This window comes from Klebsiella sp. CN_Kp104 (assembly GCF_040064515.1).
Classification (GTDB): domain Bacteria; phylum Pseudomonadota; class Gammaproteobacteria; order Enterobacterales; family Enterobacteriaceae; genus Klebsiella; species Klebsiella aerogenes.
On sequence record NZ_JBEAII010000034.1, the window covers coordinates 1 to 16,297 of the forward strand.

The following is a 16,297-nucleotide window of genomic DNA, read 5'->3' on the forward strand; positions in this document are numbered from 1 at the left end:
AACCTGCGACCAATTGATTAAAAGTCAACTGCTCTACCAACTGAGCTAACGACCCACTCTGGCGTCGCTTTGGGCTTGTTCGATATCCCTTGGCAACGGCGGCATATATTACTGATTTCAGATTTCAGCGCAACTAAAATTTCGATAAAGATCACTTAACTGCTTGGGTTTCGTGCGACAAGACCAGAAATAACGCGATTTCTGGTCATGCCATAATCAACCCAGGGCGTTAAGACGTTTTTGCGCTTGTTTCGCACCATCGGTGCCAGGGAATTTGCTGACTACCTGCTGGTAAACCGCTTTCGCTTTCGCGGTGTCGCCTTTGTCCTGCATGATAACGCCGACTTTAAACATCGCATCCGGCGCTTTCGGGGATTTCGGATAGTTTTTCACCACTGAGGCAAAATAATATGCCGCATCGTCTTTTTTCCCCTTATTGTAGTTCAACTGTCCGAGCCAGTAGTTGGCGTTCGGCTGATAAGTTGAATCCGGGTACTTCTTGACGAAGTTCTGAAACGCCACCATTGCGTCATCCTGGCGGGACGAATCTTTAACCAGCGCAATAGCCGCGTTGTAATCGGTGTTGGCATCCCCGGTCATCGCAGGCGCCCCGGAAGACGCCGCTGGCGCCGTACTGGCGGCAGCCGAACTTTGATCGCCGGAAGACGACGGAGCCTGCGCCTGCGCGCCTGCCGCTGCTGCTCCGCCACCGCTCGTCAGCCCGTCGATCTGTTGCAGAATCTGCTTCTGGCGTTCGACAATCTGATTGAGCTGATACTGATTTTCCTGAATCTGACCGCGCAGGGAATCAATATCGCTTTGGTTATCGGAGAGTTGTTGCTGGAGTTGGGTTAAAAGCTGGCTGTGAGCATTGGAAATACGCTCAAGTTGAGTGACGCGGTCTTCGACCGAGCCTGAGCCGACACTACTGATTGGCGCCTGAGCAAAAGCGGCCCAGGGGGCCGCTATGCCAACCAGTAACGACAGACTCAATAAATGATGTCTGAAGTTACTGCTCATGCAATTCTCTTAGTAAACCAGTACGGCGCGACGGTTTTTGGCATATGCCGCTTCGTCATGACCCAGTACTGCAGGTTTTTCTTTACCGTAAGAAACGATGGAAATCTGGTCAGCAGAAACACCTTTGCCCTGCAGATACATCTTAACGGCGTTAGCACGACGCTCACCCAGAGCGATGTTGTATTCCGGAGTACCGCGCTCATCCGCGTGACCTTCTACGGTCACTTTGTAGGACGGGTTGCTACGCAGGAAGTTAGCGTGCGCATCCAGCATTGCAGCAAAGTCAGAACGGATATCGTACTTGTCCAGATCGAAGTAAACGATGTTGTTCTGCTGCAGCTGCTGCATCTGCAGACGAGCTTGCTCTTCGGAAGACATGTTGCCGCCGTTAGCGTTAGCGTCCATACCAGTGCCGGCACCCAGCATGCCTTCACCGCTCTGGTCGTTGCTGGCGTTCTTGTTGGAAGAACACGCCGCGATTGCCATAACCGGCAGAGCGATCATCAGCCCTTTCAGCACTTTGTTCAGTTGCATTTCTTTGATTCCTTTAATAATCAATTATTTATTATCACAGATACGGCGACCAGGCAGGGAATTTTACCTGTCCATCAGTTGCCGGAAGACGCGCTTTGAAACGCCCATCTGTAGAAACCAGATTCAGCACGGATCCCATCCCCTGAGAAGAGCTGTAGATTACCATAGTGCCGTTAGGTGCCAGACTTGGCGTTTCATCTAAAAACGTTGATGACAGAACCTGTACACCACCCGCTTCCAGATCTTGCTTAGCAATGTGCTGCTGACCGTTGGCCGAGCTTACCATTACCATAATTTTACCATCAGCGCTGACGTCAGCATCCTGGTTCTGCGAACCTTCCCAGGTAATACGCTGCGGCGTACCGCCGTTGATGTTGACTTTATACACCTGAGGACGGCCAGCCTGGTCGGAAGTAAACGCCAGGTTCTGGCTATCCGGGAACCAGCTCGGTTCGGTGTTATTGCTGCGACCGTTAGTCACCTGACGAATCTGGCCGGAGCCAAGGTCCATCACGTACAGATTCAGGCTACCGGTTTTCGACAGTGCGAATGCCAGTTTGCTGCCATCCGGCGAGAAGGCCGGCGCGCCGTTGTGCTGCGGGAAGGAGGCAATCTGACGGACTGCGCCATTCGCCAACGTCTGAACTACCAGCGCGGAGCGGCCGCTTTCGAAGGTCACATAGGCCAGTTTAGAACCGTCCGGAGACCATGCCGGCGACATCAGCGGCTGTGATGAACGGTGAACCAGGAACTGGTTGTAGCCGTCGTAGTCAGAGACGCGCAGCTCATACGGGAACTGACCGCCGTTGGTGCGAACCACGTAAGCGATACGGGTACGGAAAGCGCCTTTAATTCCGGTCAGCTTTTCGAATACCGCGTCACTGGCAGTATGTCCGGCATAACGCAGGTACTGCTTGGTCACTTTGAAAGAGCCTTGCGACAGGATGGTACCCGGCGCACCGCCGGTATCAACCAACTGATAGGCAACCTGGTAAGAACCGTCAGGGTTTGGCGTCACCTGGCCTACGACCACGGCGTCAACGCCCAGCGCGGACCATGCTGCAGGTTGCACTTCCTGAGCGCTACCCGGCTGCTGAGGCAGGCGCGAGCGATCCAGCGGGTTAAACTTGCCGCTGTTACGCAGGTCAGCCGCTACCACGCCGCCAATATCTTCAGGCGCAGCGCCTGGGCCAGCCCACTGGAATGGCACCACACCGATGGGGCGCGCCGAGTCCACCCCCTGGGTGATCTCGATGCGTACTTCTGCGTGCAGCACCGCCGCCCACAGCATCAAAAAACCAAATGCTACTCGTAATGCCTGCTTCATCATATCTCCCTTATCCGGGCGGAAAGCCCACGATAATTTAGCAGAATGTTAACAAACCCAAATACACAAAACTACCAAAACCCTGTGACTACCATAGATTGTTTTTCCCCGCTTGCACGGGGAAAAACGATTACAGTTTAAAGTCTAGTGTCGCATTTTTTATTTTCTCATAAACAGCCTGACTTGGCGGTTTAGGAATACTCGCAGTACGTGCTGCCGTTAATGCCGCCTGACACAGCGCAGGGTCGCCTCCTTCAGAGGTGATATCCTTTAATGTGCCGTCAGGCCCAAGGTTGATATGCAACACGCAACGCTTGCCTTGATAGAGGCTGGCATCATACAGGCGGCTTTGAATAGCCATCTGTATTTGCTTTGCGTATGCGCTGATATCAGCTCCCGTTGCCCCGCCGTTGGCGCCTGAGGCACCGCTATCTTTCGATGGCTGGCCGTTGCCTTTAGCGCCACCGCCGGTTTTCGGCGCATTCTTACCTGAGCTCAGGTCACCAAGCAGATCGTCAACACCGCTTGCTTCTTTAGCTGCAGCGGCTTTCTTGGCCGCGGCGGCCTTCGCGGCGGCGGCTTTGGCCGCTTTATCAGCCGCCGCTTTTTCTGCTGCGGCAGCTTTGGCGGCAGCGGCTTTTTCGGCTGCTGCGGCTTTTTCAGCAGCGGCTTTTTCCGCGGCAGCTTTCTGGGCAGCGGCTTTCTCAGCGGCGGCCTTTTCTGCCGCAGCCTGTTTCGCCGCTTCCTGCTGAGCTTTCTTCTCGGCCTGCTGCTGCGCTTTCTTCTCTGCATCCTGCTGAGCTTTTTTCGCAGCTTCCGCTTCGGCTTTCTTCTGCGCATCCGCGGCGGCTTTCGCCGCTTCGGCTTCCGCCTGTTTCTTCGCGTCAGCGGCTGCTTTGGCTGCCGCCTTAGCGGCAGCCGCTTCCGCGACTTTCGCCTGGGCATCGGCCTTAGCTTTGGCATCAGCAGCGGCTTTAGCGGCAGCTTCCTGCGCTTCTTTCGCCTGGGCATCTGCTTTCGCTTTTGCCGCGGCCGCCGCCTTGGCTGCCGCTTCTTCAGCCTGTTTTTGCTGCTCTTTCGCTTCTTTAGCCGCTTCCTGCGCCTGCAGACGTTCTTGTTCCATTTGCTTCAGGCGTTCCTGCTCGGCAGCCTGTTTTTCCCGCAGTTCCTCGGCCTGCTGCTGAGCCTGCTTTTCACGCTGCTCGGCCGCGCGACGCGCGCTGGACTGCTGTTGCTGCTGGCGGTTGTAGTTGTTGACTACCGCGCCAGGATCGACCATCACCGCATCAATGGACGAACCTCCGCCGCCGCCGGAAGTATCCAGATGCTCGTCGAACGAACTCCAGATCAGTAGCGCAATCAGAATGATGTGCAGCACCACTGAAACTATGATCGCTCGTTTAAGCTTATCGTTTTGTTCGGTTGCCTTTGACACTATCGGTTCCCAAAAACTGTTCGCCTGTTGCCGCTTAAAAGCAACGGCGGAATGCTATCGATATCCACCGCCGCTCGCTCCGCGGGCCGATTAAATAGGCTTGGTCATTAAGCCAACCGATTTAACCCCTGCGCTATGCAACAGGTTAAGCGCTTTAATGATTTCATCGTAAGGCACATCTTTCGCGCCACCGATAAGGAACACCGTCTTCTCGTTCGCTTCGAGTCGGCGCTTCGCTTCAGCAATGACCTGCTCCGGCGGCAGTTGGGACAACGTTTCCTGACCGACTTTCACGCTGTACTGCCCTACTCCGGAGACTTCAACGATAACCGGTGGTTCATCGTTGCTTTTCACCGCTTGCGACTCCGTGGCGTCCGGCAGATCGACTTCCACGCTCTGCGTAATAATCGGCGCTGTCGCCATGAAGATCAGCAACAGCACCAACAGGACATCCAGCAGCGGAACGATGTTAATCTCGGACTTCAGTTCGCGACGTCCGCGTCCACGTGCTCTGGCCATGGCTTACCCCTTATTGCTTTCGCTGCTGGTAAACGCCTGACGGTGCAGAATGGCGGTGAACTCTTCCATAAAGTTGTCGTAGTTCAGTTCAAGTTTATTCACGCGCTGGTTCAGACGGTTGTAGGCCATAACCGCCGGGATGGCGGCAAACAGACCGATTGCCGTGGCGATCAGCGCTTCCGCGATCCCCGGCGCAACCATCTGCAGTGTCGCCTGCTTCACCGCGCCGAGGGCGATAAAGGCGTGCATGATCCCCCAGACGGTACCGAACAGGCCGATATACGGGCTGATGGAACCCACGGTGCCAAGGAACGGAATATGCGTTTCCAGCGTTTCCAGTTCGCGGTTCATCGAGATACGCATCGCGCGCGACGCCCCTTCGACAATCGCTTCCGGCGCATGGCTGTTGGCACGATGCAGACGCGCGAACTCTTTAAAGCCGCTGTAAAAAATCTGCTCGGAACCGGCGAGGCTATCGCGACGGCCCTGGCTCTCCTGGTACAGGCGAGACAGTTCAATACCGGACCAGAACTTATCTTCAAACGCTTCGGCTTCGCGGCTGGCGGAATTGAGGATACGCGTTCTCTGAATAATAATAGCCCAGGAAGCGATAGAAAAACCAATCAAAATCAACATGATAAGTTTAACCAGAAGGCTCGCCTTCAGGAACAAATCAAGGATATTCATGTCAGTCACTGCTTAAACTCCGCGACAATAGACTTGGGAAGCGCACGAGGCTTCATTAAGAGTGGATCAACGCACACAATGAGAACTTCAGCTTCGTTCAAAACTGTATTCTCGGCGTTGACGATTCGCTGCGTGAAAACCAAAGAGGTGCCTCGCATCGAGGTAATTTCCGTCTGGATTTCGAGCATGTCGTCGAGTCTGGCGGGCGCAAAATACTCCAGCGTCATTTTGCGAACGACAAAGGCAACTCGTTCAGCCAACAGAACCTGCTGACTGAAGTGATGGTGGCGCAGCATCTCTGTGCGTGCTCTTTCATAAAAAGCGACGTAACTGGCGTGGTAAACCACACCACCGGCATCGGTATCTTCGTAGTAGACCCGGACCGGCCATCGAAACAGCGTTGTATTCACTTTACATCCCGGTAATGCAAAAAAAGAGTAGTGCTTTCAAACTTCGCTACTATACGCGCGGGAATCGTGGTTTGGAATGGGAGAAAGTAAACGGCGAGTAAATTTTTATGGGCTTATGCAAGCCCATGCGGTTAACAGACTTCTCTTATACTCTTATCTTTCAAAAGAAGAAAAAGATCAGGCCTGCAAAGAGAACAATATCAGCGATAAGCGGACAGAAAATCCCCTGCCAGTGCACGGCTTTCGGACGGAAGCCCACACCGTGAATGACGCCGGCGCACACCGCCCACATCAGCAAGAAACCATGCCAGATTTCAAGCCCACTGGTCTTCGCCGCAAAGCGCGACGGATCCCAGAAGATGCAGCCTGCCAGCAGCAGCGCCATTAATAAGGAAAGCGCCCTTAACGGGCGCTTGTCCATCATCGCGTAAAGGGTCGCGATAATTTTCATCAATGCTCTTCTTTACCTGCTTTGGTTGCTTCCACGTGCTCAAGCGCCAGCGCGGTAATCACCCCAAAGGCACAGGCAAGCAGCGTTCCCAAAATCCATGCGAAGTACCACATATATAGCTCCTTACCTTAGTACAGCGAGTGGGTGTTCTTTTCGATGTCTTCGCGGGTAATGCGGCCAAACATCTTCCAGTAACACCAGGTGGTGTAGCCGAGGATAATCGGCACAAACACGATAGCCACGTAGGTCATCACATTCAGCGTCAGCTGGCTGGAGGTGGCATCCCACATCGTCAGGCTCGCATTCAGCATCGTGCTGGACGGCATGATGAACGGGAACATCGCGATACCCGCGGTCAGGATGATGCAGGCCAGCGTCAGCGAGGAGAACAGAAACGCCATGGCGCCTTTATCTGCTTTTGTCGACGCGACGGTCAGCAGCGGCAGCACCACGCCCAAGGCAGGAATAGCCCACAGCGCTGGCATATTGTTAAAGTTAACCATCCACGCGCCAGCTTCACGCGCCACTTCTTTGGTCAGCGGGTTAGACGGGCCGGTATGATCCAGCACCGATTTCACCACGTAACCGTCGATACCGTAGTAGACCCATACGCCCGCCAGCGCGAAGCAAACCAGCGTCACCAGCGCCGCCACCGTGGAGACGGTGCGGGTGCGCAGATGCAATTCGCCTACGGTACGCATCTGCAGGTAGGTCGCGCCCTGCGTCAGGATCATCGCCACGCTGACGATACCCGCCAGCAGACCAAACGGATTCAGCAGCTGGAAGAAGTTGCCGGTGTAGTACAGACGCAGATACTCATCAATATGGAACGGTACGCCCTGCAGCAGGTTGCCGAAAGCCACGCCGATAACCAGCGGCGGCACAAAGCTCCCCACGAAGATGCCCCAGTCCCACATGTTGCGCCAGCGGGTATCTTCAATCTTGGAGCGGTAGTCGAAGCCCACCGGACGGAAGAATAAAGATGCCAGCACCAGAATCATCGCCACATAGAAGCCGGAGAACGCGGCGGCGTATACCATCGGCCAGGCAGCAAACAGCGCGCCGCCGGCGGTGATGAGCCACACCTGGTTTCCGTCCCAGTGCGGGGCGATGGAGTTGATCATGATTCGACGCTCGGTGTCATTACGACCGAGGAAACGGGTGAGCATGCCCACCCCCATGTCGAAACCGTCGGCGACGGCGAAGCCAATCAGCAGGATGCCGATCAGTAGCCACCAGATTAAACGCAATACTTCATAATCGATCATTTGACGACTCCTGTCTTAGCGTGCCGACTGAATAGCCGCGGAGGACTGTTCAAAGTGATAGCGACCCGTTTTCAGGCTGCTCGGTCCTTTGCGGGCAAACTTGAACATCAGGAACAGTTCAGCCACCAGGAACAGCGTATACAGACCGCAGATCAGCAACATCGAGAAGATCAGATCGCCCGCGGTCAGCGATGAGTTCGCCACCGCTGTAGGCAGCACTTCACCAATCGCCCACGGCTGACGGCCATACTCGGCAACAAACCAGCCCGCTTCAACGGCAATCCACGGCAGCGGCAGACCGAAGAACGCGGCGCGCAGCAGCCATTTTTTCTCGCCAATGCGGTTACGAATCACGGTCCAGAAAGAGGCGCCGATAATCAACAGCATCAGTACGCCGCACGCCACCATGATACGGAAGGCGAAGTACAGCGGCGCTACGCTCGGAATAGAGTCCTTGGTCGCTTTAGCGATCTGCTCTTCCGTGGCGTCGGCGACGTTCGGGGTATAGCGCTTGAGCAGCAGGCCATAACCGAGGTCTTTCTTAACATCATTGAACCGATCGCGTACCGCCTGATCGGTGGAACCGGCGCGCAGCTGTTCCAGCAGCGCATAGGCTTTCATCCCGTTACGAATACGCTCTTCATGCTGCGCCATCAGATCTTTCAGGCCGATAACCGGCTTATCCACCGAGCGGGTAGCGATGATACCCAGCGCGTAAGGGATCTGGATGGAGAAGTGGTTGGTTTGCGCTTCCTGATCGGGAATACCAAACAGGGTAAAGGCAGCCGGCGCCGGCTGAGTTTCCCATTCTGCTTCAATCGCCGCCAGTTTGGTTTTCTGCACGTCACCCATTTCGTAACCGGACTCATCGCCGAGGACGATAACGGAGAGGATAGCGGCCATACCAAAGCTTGCAGCAATCGCGAAGGAGCGTTTAGCAAAGGCGAAATCACGGCCTTTAAGCATGTACCAGGAGCTGATAGCAAGGATGAACATCGCGCCAGTCACATAGCCGGAGGCCACGGTGTGGACGAATTTAACCTGAGCAACCGGGTTCAGGACCAGCTCAGAGAAGCTGACCATCTCCATACGCATGGTTTCAAAGTTGAAATCCGATGCGATCGGGTTCTGCATCCAGCCGTTGGCCACAAGGATCCACAGCGCGGAGAGGTTAGACCCCAGAGCGACCAGCCAGGTCACCGCCATGTGCTGAACTTTGCCCAGACGATCCCAACCGAAGAAGAACAGACCTACAAAGGTAGATTCGAGGAAGAAGGCCATCAGACCTTCAATGGCCAGCGGCGCACCGAAGATATCGCCCACATAGTGAGAATAGTAAGACCAGTTAGTCCCGAACTGGAACTCCATGGTCAAACCGGTTGCGACACCCAGAGCGAAGTTGATACCAAACAACTTGCCCCAGAACTTGGTCATATCTTTATAAATCTGTTTGCCGGAAAGGACGTAGACCGTTTCCATGATGGCCAGCAGGAACGCCATACCGAGCGTTAGCGGCACAAAAAGGAAGTGGTACATCGCGGTCAAGGCAAACTGTAAGCGCGACAGTTCGACTATATCTAACATCATGACTCCTTGCTCATCGCATGAAGACTCCGAGAACGAACCCAAAATTCAGGTTCATACGCATGCCCCAATACAAAATTATTTGCTCCCTGGTACGTTACTGCTCATCTGGTGATGAAACAGTGCCCTCGCAAAGGTTACAAATACGTTAACGAAAAAACCAAATGATTCTCTAATATATTACGCCGCAATAACCTTACAATAAATAGGATTTTATTGTTCCAGCTTTACATTTTTCGACGGTGATCAATATATAGCGAAAATGCCCTGAATAGGCCAATTTGATTTGCGACAATTTAACGTTTTTTGGGGATTTTTTCCAAGTATTAAGCATTGATATAAATCAATTTTTCCCGCCCATGTTAATTATGTGGCGCAATAAAGAATAACAGTGAAATTGATGTTAAAAATGTGTTTAAAGTCTGCCGCTAGCGGTTACTAAAAAGAGAGAGATGAGAATTATAGGTAATATAATTTTAACTTTGACCAATTTAAGGTAAGAAATGATGCGATCCTAATAATGTTAGACCGGTCACACTATTTTTCCCAATCGAAATGCCAAAAATAACGTCTGCGTTTTTCTGTTTATTTTCACATAAAATTAACCATCTCCCCGCCCCCGGCAAAGCGGCGAGTGATTATTCCCAATAATATTCAGTAAATCAATATAATAGCGTTTTTTAACGCAAGAGAGCGCCTGCGGCTGTCGACAAGGCAAAAAAAAGGCCACCTGACGGTGGCCAACCATGTCGAAATCGGACATTAGTCTGCTCCTGAGGAGCAGTGAGGGTTTACTTGATGATAGCTTTCAGCGCTTCGCCGATATCCGCCAGGCTGCGAACGGTTTTCACACCGGCCGCTTCCAGCGCAGCAAATTTCTCATCAGCAGTACCTTTACCGCCCGCGATGATGGCGCCGGCGTGGCCCATACGCTTGCCTTTCGGCGCGGTAACGCCCGCGATGTAGCCGACAACCGGCTTAGTCACGTGCTCTTTAATGTAAGCTGCCGCTTCTTCTTCCGCGCTGCCGCCGATTTCACCGATCATGACGATCGCTTCGGTCTGCGGGTCTTCCTGGAACATTTTCAGGATATCGATGAAGTTGGAGCCCGGGATCGGGTCGCCGCCGATACCGACGCAGGTAGACTGGCCGAAGCCGTAGTCGGTGGTCTGCTTAACCGCTTCATAGGTCAGGGTACCGGAACGGGAAACGATGCCCACTTTACCCGGCTTGTGAATGTGACCCGGCATGATGCCGATTTTGCATTCGCCCGGGGTGATAACGCCTGGGCAGTTCGGGCCGATCATGCGAACGCCAGCTTCGTCCAGCTTCACTTTCACGGTCAGCATATCCAGAGTCGGGATACCTTCGGTGATGGTGATGATCAGCTTAATGCCCGCGTCGATAGCTTCCAGAATGGAGTCTTTGCAGAACGGCGCCGGAACGTAGATGACGGTCGCAGTCGCGCCGGTGGCTTCAACGGCTTCGCGCACGGTATTAAATACCGGCAGGCCCAGGTGGGTGGTGCCGCCTTTACCTGGCGTTACGCCGCCAACCATCTGAGTGCCGTAAGCGATCGCTTGTTCAGAGTGGAATGTACCCTGGCTACCGGTAAAGCCCTGGCAGATAACCTTGGTGTCTTTATTAATTAAAACTGACATTATTTCCCCTCCACTGCGGCAACAACCTGCTGTGCTGCGTCCGTCAGACTTTTCGCTGCAATAATATTCAGGCCGCTGTCAGCCAGTTTTTTCGCGCCCAGTTCGGCGTTGTTACCTTCCAGACGTACAACAACCGGTACGTTAACACCCACTTCTTCAACCGCGCCGATGATGCCGTCAGCGATCAGGTCGCAACGTACGATACCGCCGAAGATGTTAACCAGAACCGCTTTAACGTTGTCGTCAGAGAGGATGATTTTGAACGCTTCGGTCACGCGCTCTTTGGTCGCGCCGCCACCAACGTCGAGGAAGTTAGCCGGTTCGCCGCCGTGCAGCTTAACGATGTCCATGGTACCCATCGCCAGGCCTGCGCCGTTAACCATGCAACCGATGTTGCCGTCGAGGGCAACGTAGTTCAGTTCCCACTGCGCCGCCTGAGCTTCGCGCGGATCTTCCTGAGACTGGTCGCGCATTTCACGCAGATCCGGCTGGCGGAACAGCGCGTTGCCGTCAGCGCCCAGTTTACCGTCGAGGCAGATCAGATCGCCCTGCTTGGTGATAACCAGCGGGTTGATTTCGATCAGCGCCAGATCGCGCTCCAGGAAGATGGTCGCCAGACCCATGAAGATCTTGGTGAACTGCTGAACCTGTTTACCTTCCAGACCCAGTTTAAACGCCAGTTCGCGACCCTGGTAAGGCATCGGGCCCGCCAGCGGATCGATGGCGATCTTGTGGATCAGGTGCGGGGTTTCTTCCGCTACTTTTTCGATTTCCACGCCGCCTTCGGTAGACGCCATGAACACCACGCGACGGGAGCTACGGTCAACAACCGCGCCCAGATACAGCTCTTTATCAATATCGGTCGCCGCTTCAACCAGAATCTGGTTTACCGGCTGGCCGTTAGCATCTGTTTGGTAAGTCACCAGGCGTTTGCCCAGCCAATGCTCAGCAAAAGCGCGAATCTCTTCTTTGCTCTTAACTACTTTCACACCGCCCGCTTTACCGCGGCCACCAGCGTGAACCTGACATTTCACTACCCACGGACCCGCGCCGATTTTTGAAGCGGCTTCTTCTGCTTCACGCGGAGTAGTACAGGCATAACCCACCGGCGCCGGTAAGCCATAGCGGGCAAAAAGTTGTTTTGCCTGATATTCATGTAAGTTCATGTGTTCAGTCCATCCTTCAGGTAATAATTATCTTTAAACCTGTAGGCCTGATAAGACGCGCAAGCGTCGCCATCAGGCATCTCATCAACGCCGGATGGCGGCGCGAACGCCTTATCCGGCCTACGGTAGGTAATACTCTTACTGACTACACGTCCAGCAGCAGACGAGTCGGATCTTCCAGCAGCTCTTTAATCGCTACCAGGAAGCCTACCGATTCACGTCCGTCGATCAGACGGTGGTCGTAGGAGAGCGCCAGGTACATCATCGGCAGAATTTCTACCTTGCCATTGACCGCCATCGGACGGTCTTTAATGGCATGCATACCCAGAATGGCGCTCTGCGGTGGGTTGATGATCGGCGTGGACATCAGAGAACCGAATACGCCGCCGTTGGTAATGGTGAAGTTACCGCCGGTCAGGTCATCTACGGTCAGCTTGCCGTCACGGCCTTTCACTGCCAGCTCTTTAATATTCTTTTCGATATCCGCCATGCCCAGCAGGTCAACGTCACGCAGCACCGGAGTCACCAGGCCACGTGGGGTCGAAACCGCCATGCTCACGTCGAAGTAGTTGTGATAAACCACATCGTCGCCATCGATGGAAGCATTCACTTCCGGGTAGCGTTTCAGCGCTTCAACAACCGCTTTCACGTAGAAGGACATGAAGCCCAGACGGATACCGTGACGTTTTTCGAACGCTTCGCCGTACTGCTTACGCAGATCCATAATCGGCTTCATGTTGACTTCGTTGAACGTGGTCAGCATGGCGGTAGAGTTTTTCGCTTCCAGCAGACGCTCGGCAACGCGTTTACGCAGACGGGTCATCGGTACGCGTTTTTCAGAGCGGTGGCCCAGTTGCGCAACCGGCGCCGCAGCAGCGGCTGGCGCTTTCGCTTCAGCTTTCGCCGGCGCGCTCGCCAGATGTTTCTCAACGTCTTCGCGGGTCAGGCGGCCGCCAACGCCGGTGCCTTTAATCGCCGCCGCGTCGAGGCTGTGTTCAGCCAGCAGACGACGGATAGCCGGGCTAAGCGCGTCGTTGCTCTGCTCTTCCAGAGACGCTTGCTGACGCTGAGCCGGGGTGGACTCTTTGGTATCAGCTTTCGCATCAGCGGCTTTACCGGCGCTGTTGCCTTCACGCAGGCGGCCCAGAATCTGACGAGACAGCACGGTGGCGCCTTCGTCTTCCAGTACTGCATCCAGAATGCCGTCCGCTGATGCCGGTACTTCCAGTACCACTTTGTCAGTTTCGATTTCGACCAGAACTTCGTCGCGGACTACCGCGTCGCCCGGTTTTTTGTGCCAGGTGGCGACGGTTGCGTCAGCTACGGACTCAGGAAGGTCGGGAACCAGAATATCTACGCTACTCATTGTGTATCCTTTAATTAATCGACGTTCAGCGCGTCATTGACCAGATCTTGTTGCTGTTTCTGGTGAACGGACATATACCCTACCGCCGGAGAGGCGGAGGCCGGGCGGCCTGCATAACGCAGAGAGGCCCCAAATGGAACTACTTCACGAAGGTGGTGCTGGCTGCAGTACCATGCGCCCTGGTTGAGCGGCTCTTCCTGGCACCAGACAAAATCGTGGACGTGCGAGTAAGCTTTCAGCGCTTCCTGTACCGCCTGATGCGGGAACGGATAGAGCTGTTCGATACGCACGATGGCGACATCTTTTTGCTCGTTTTTACGGCGCTGTTCCAGCAGGTCGTAGTAAACCTTACCAGAGCACAGTACGACGCGTTTCACGGCTTGCGGATCGAGCTCGTCGATTTCGCCAATCGCCGGCATAAAGGTGCCGTTCGCCAGTTCGTCCATGCTGGAAACCGCCAGCGGGTGACGCAGCAGAGATTTCGGCGACATGACCACCAGCGGACGGCGCATACCGCGCAGCGCCTGACGACGCAGCATGTGGTAAACCTGTGCCGGAGTGGACGGTACGCAAACCTGCATGTTCTGCTCAGCGCACAGCTGCAGATAACGTTCCAGACGCGCGGAGGAGTGCTCCGGGCCCTGCCCTTCGTAGCCGTGCGGCAGCAGCATCACCAGGCCGCACATCCGGCCCCATTTCTGCTCGCCGGAGCTGATGAACTGGTCAATCACCACCTGCGCGCCGTTGGCGAAGTCGCCGAACTGCGCTTCCCAGATGGTCAGGGTGCGTGGTTCCGCGGTGGCGTAACCGTATTCGAATGCCAGTACCGCTTCTTCAGACAGCACGGAGTCCCAGACGCGGAACTGGCCCTGGCCGTTGTGTACGTTCTGCAGCGGCGTATAGGTAGAACCGTTGCTCTGGTTATGGATAACCGCATGACGGTGGAAGAAGGTACCGCGACCGGAGTCTTCGCCGGACAGACGCACCGGGATACCCTCATCAACCAGGGTGGCGTACGCCAGGTTTTCCGCCGCGCCCCAGTCGAACAGTTTCTCACCGGCGGCCATCAACTGACGGTCGCCGTAGATTTTCGCTACGCGAGACTGCATCTCAACGGTTTCCGGTACCGTACTGATGCGTTTGGCCAGCTCTTGCAGACGTTTTGGCTCAACTTTATCCGGGTAGCTCTCGTCCCACTCATGGTTGAGGTATGGAGACCAGGTAAAGGAGTGCATGTTCATCGGACGCCATTCCGCTACCACGCAATCGCCGGCATCCAGCGCATCGCGGTAGAGGTTAACCTGTTCGGTAGCGTCTTCCAGCGTCGCGACTTTGTCCTGTTCCAGCTTGTCAGCATAGATTTTGCGCGGAGTCGGATGCTTTTTGATTTTCTGGTACATCAGCGGCTGGGTTGCGCTCGGCTCGTCGGCTTCGTTGTGGCCGTGACGGCGATAGCACACCAGGTCGATGAAGACATCGCGTTTGAAGGTATTACGGAAATCCAGCGCCAGACGGGTAACGAAAGCAACCGCTTCCGGGTCATCCGCGTTAACGTGGAAAATCGGCGCCTGAACCATCTTACCGATATCGGTGCAGTACGGCGTAGAACGCGCATCCAGCGGGTTGGACGTGGTGAAGCCAACCTGGTTGTTGATAACGATGCGAACGGTTCCGCCCACTTCGTAACCGCGCGCTTTGGACATGTTCAGGGTTTCCTGAACCACGCCCTGGCCGGCTACCGCGGCGTCGCCGTGGATGGTGATTGGCAGAACTTTATTGCTGCTCGGCTCGTCCAGACGATCCAGACGGGCGCGTACGGAGCCGATAACCACCGGGCTGACGATTTCCAGGTGCGACGGGTTAAACGCCAGCGCCAGGTGAACCAGACCGCCTTCGGTTTCCATATCGGAAGAGAAGCCCATGTGGTACTTCACGTCGCCGGTGCCGAGGTGTTCTTTATGTTTGCCCGCGAATTCGTCGAACAGGTCCTGCGGTTTTTTACCCAGCACGTTGACCAGTACGTTCAGACGACCACGGTGCGCCATGCCCAGCACCACTTCACGGGTGCCACTCTTACCGGCGTGGCGGATGATCTCTTTGAGCATCGGGATTAACGCATCGCCGCCTTCCAGCGAGAAGCGTTTCGCGCCCGGGAATTTGGCGCCGAGATAGCGCTCCAGGCCTTCCGCGGCGGTCAGTTCGCTCAGGAAGCGCTTTTTCTCTTCCGCGGTGAAGCTCGCTTTGCCTGCTACTGACTCAATGCGCTGCTGGATCCAGCGTTTTTCTTCAGTAGAGGTGATGTGCATGTATTCCGCGCCGATGGAGCCGCAGTAGGTTTGCTTAAGCGCCGCGATCAGGTCGCCCAGCTTCATCGTGTCTTTTCCGATGGCGAAAGAACCTACGTTATAGCTTTCCTGGAAATCGGCCTCGGTGAGATCGTGGTAAGCCGGATCGAGATCCGCCACTCTCTCTTGCTGCCACAGTCCCAGCGGATCGAGATTCGCCTGCTGGTGACCACGGAAGCGGTATGCGTTGATGAGCTGCAGGACTTTAACCTGCTTCACATTGGTATCAGGGTCGGATATCGAAGAAGTGTAACGTGAGGCATCCTTCGCCAGTCGACGGAAATAATCACGCGTTTTCGAATGAAATTGATCCGGTTTAACTCCGGTGCCAGGTAACTGCTGGAACATCGAACGCCAGTTGGCGTCAACAGAGTCAGGATCGGTTAAGAAGTCTTCATAGAGCTGTTCTATCCAGCTCTGGTTCGAACCAGAGAGGTAAGAAGAGTCCAGCCAGGCTTTCATTGCGCCGTTCTGCATCGTGATCCCTTAAGCATTTTTATGCTTATTTCGCCGTAGAAACTACC

General features: G+C 54.8%; 16 protein-coding genes. All 16 read right to left on the reverse strand.

Annotation, left to right across the window (positions count from 1 at the left end; all coding sequences use genetic code 11):
- Positions 1–216 precede the first annotated feature (216 nt).
- Positions 217–1,020 carry a cell division protein CpoB gene (gene cpoB / locus ABLU80_RS17715; protein WP_015704771.1) on the reverse strand — a complete coding sequence of 268 codons (804 nt, stop codon included), beginning with the start codon at positions 1,018–1,020 and terminating at the stop codon, positions 217–219.
- A 9-nt stretch (positions 1,021–1,029) separates the two neighbouring features.
- Positions 1,030–1,554, reverse strand: coding sequence for a peptidoglycan-associated lipoprotein Pal (pal, locus tag ABLU80_RS17720; protein ID WP_004859700.1), 525 nt, complete (start codon positions 1,552–1,554; stop codon positions 1,030–1,032).
- A gap of 34 nt (positions 1,555–1,588) precedes the next feature.
- Positions 1,589–2,881 (reverse strand): Tol-Pal system beta propeller repeat protein TolB, encoded by a 1,293-nt coding sequence (gene tolB, locus ABLU80_RS17725; RefSeq protein ID WP_015367659.1) that lies wholly within the window; start codon positions 2,879–2,881, stop codon positions 1,589–1,591.
- Between the two features lie 130 nt (positions 2,882–3,011).
- Positions 3,012–4,316 (reverse strand): cell envelope integrity protein TolA, encoded by a 1,305-nt coding sequence (gene tolA, locus ABLU80_RS17730; protein ID WP_015704770.1) that lies wholly within the window; start codon positions 4,314–4,316, stop codon positions 3,012–3,014.
- Between the two features lie 90 nt (positions 4,317–4,406).
- On the reverse strand, positions 4,407–4,835 hold the full coding sequence (gene tolR / locus ABLU80_RS17735) for a colicin uptake protein TolR (protein ID WP_015367661.1): 429 nt from the start codon (positions 4,833–4,835) through the stop codon (positions 4,407–4,409).
- A 3-nt stretch (positions 4,836–4,838) separates the two neighbouring features.
- Entirely contained in the window at positions 4,839–5,531 is a 693-nt protein-coding gene (gene tolQ, locus ABLU80_RS17740) for a Tol-Pal system protein TolQ (protein WP_015704769.1), read from the reverse strand.
- The gene (ybgC, locus tag ABLU80_RS17745; protein ID WP_004859689.1) at positions 5,528–5,932 is read right to left on the reverse strand and encodes a tol-pal system-associated acyl-CoA thioesterase; all 405 of its coding nucleotides are present in this window, start codon (positions 5,930–5,932) and stop codon (positions 5,528–5,530) included. The genes tolQ and ybgC overlap by 4 nt, the downstream gene beginning before the upstream one ends.
- A 160-nt stretch (positions 5,933–6,092) precedes the next feature.
- A complete protein-coding gene (gene ybgE / locus ABLU80_RS17750; protein ID WP_015367664.1) occupies positions 6,093–6,383 on the reverse strand; it encodes a cyd operon protein YbgE in 291 nt (96 codons plus the stop codon).
- On the reverse strand, positions 6,383–6,496 hold the full coding sequence (gene cydX, locus ABLU80_RS17755; RefSeq protein ID WP_004100325.1) for a cytochrome bd-I oxidase subunit CydX: 114 nt from the start codon (positions 6,494–6,496) through the stop codon (positions 6,383–6,385). The genes ybgE and cydX overlap by 1 nt, the downstream gene beginning before the upstream one ends.
- Positions 6,497–6,511: 15 nt before the next feature.
- Positions 6,512–7,651, reverse strand: a complete 1,140-nt coding sequence (gene cydB, locus ABLU80_RS17760) for a cytochrome d ubiquinol oxidase subunit II (protein ID WP_015367665.1) — start codon at positions 7,649–7,651, stop codon at positions 6,512–6,514.
- Between the two features lie 15 nt (positions 7,652–7,666).
- Complete coding sequence (cydA, locus tag ABLU80_RS17765; RefSeq protein ID WP_015367666.1) at positions 7,667–9,235, reverse strand: cytochrome ubiquinol oxidase subunit I; 1,569 nt, start codon at positions 9,233–9,235, stop codon at positions 7,667–7,669.
- 601 nt (positions 9,236–9,836) lie between these two features.
- On the reverse strand, positions 9,837–9,998 hold the full coding sequence (locus ABLU80_RS17770) for a hypothetical protein (RefSeq protein WP_015367668.1): 162 nt from the start codon (positions 9,996–9,998) through the stop codon (positions 9,837–9,839).
- A gap of 28 nt (positions 9,999–10,026) precedes the next feature.
- Positions 10,027–10,896 carry a succinate--CoA ligase subunit alpha gene (gene sucD, locus ABLU80_RS17775; protein ID WP_015367669.1) on the reverse strand — a complete coding sequence of 290 codons (870 nt, stop codon included), beginning with the start codon at positions 10,894–10,896 and terminating at the stop codon, positions 10,027–10,029.
- Positions 10,896–12,062: an ADP-forming succinate--CoA ligase subunit beta gene (gene sucC, locus ABLU80_RS17780; RefSeq protein ID WP_015367670.1), complete on the reverse strand. Its 1,167-nt coding sequence runs from the start codon at positions 12,060–12,062 to the stop codon at positions 10,896–10,898. Before sucC ends, sucD begins: the two co-directional genes overlap by 1 nt.
- Positions 12,063–12,207: 145 nt before the next feature.
- Positions 12,208–13,428 carry a 2-oxoglutarate dehydrogenase complex dihydrolipoyllysine-residue succinyltransferase gene (gene odhB, locus ABLU80_RS17785; RefSeq protein ID WP_020079338.1) on the reverse strand — a complete coding sequence of 407 codons (1,221 nt, stop codon included), beginning with the start codon at positions 13,426–13,428 and terminating at the stop codon, positions 12,208–12,210.
- Between the two features lie 14 nt (positions 13,429–13,442).
- Entirely contained in the window at positions 13,443–16,250 is a 2,808-nt protein-coding gene (gene sucA / locus ABLU80_RS17790; RefSeq protein WP_015367672.1) for a 2-oxoglutarate dehydrogenase E1 component, read from the reverse strand.
- Between the last annotated feature and the right edge of the window lie 47 nt (positions 16,251–16,297).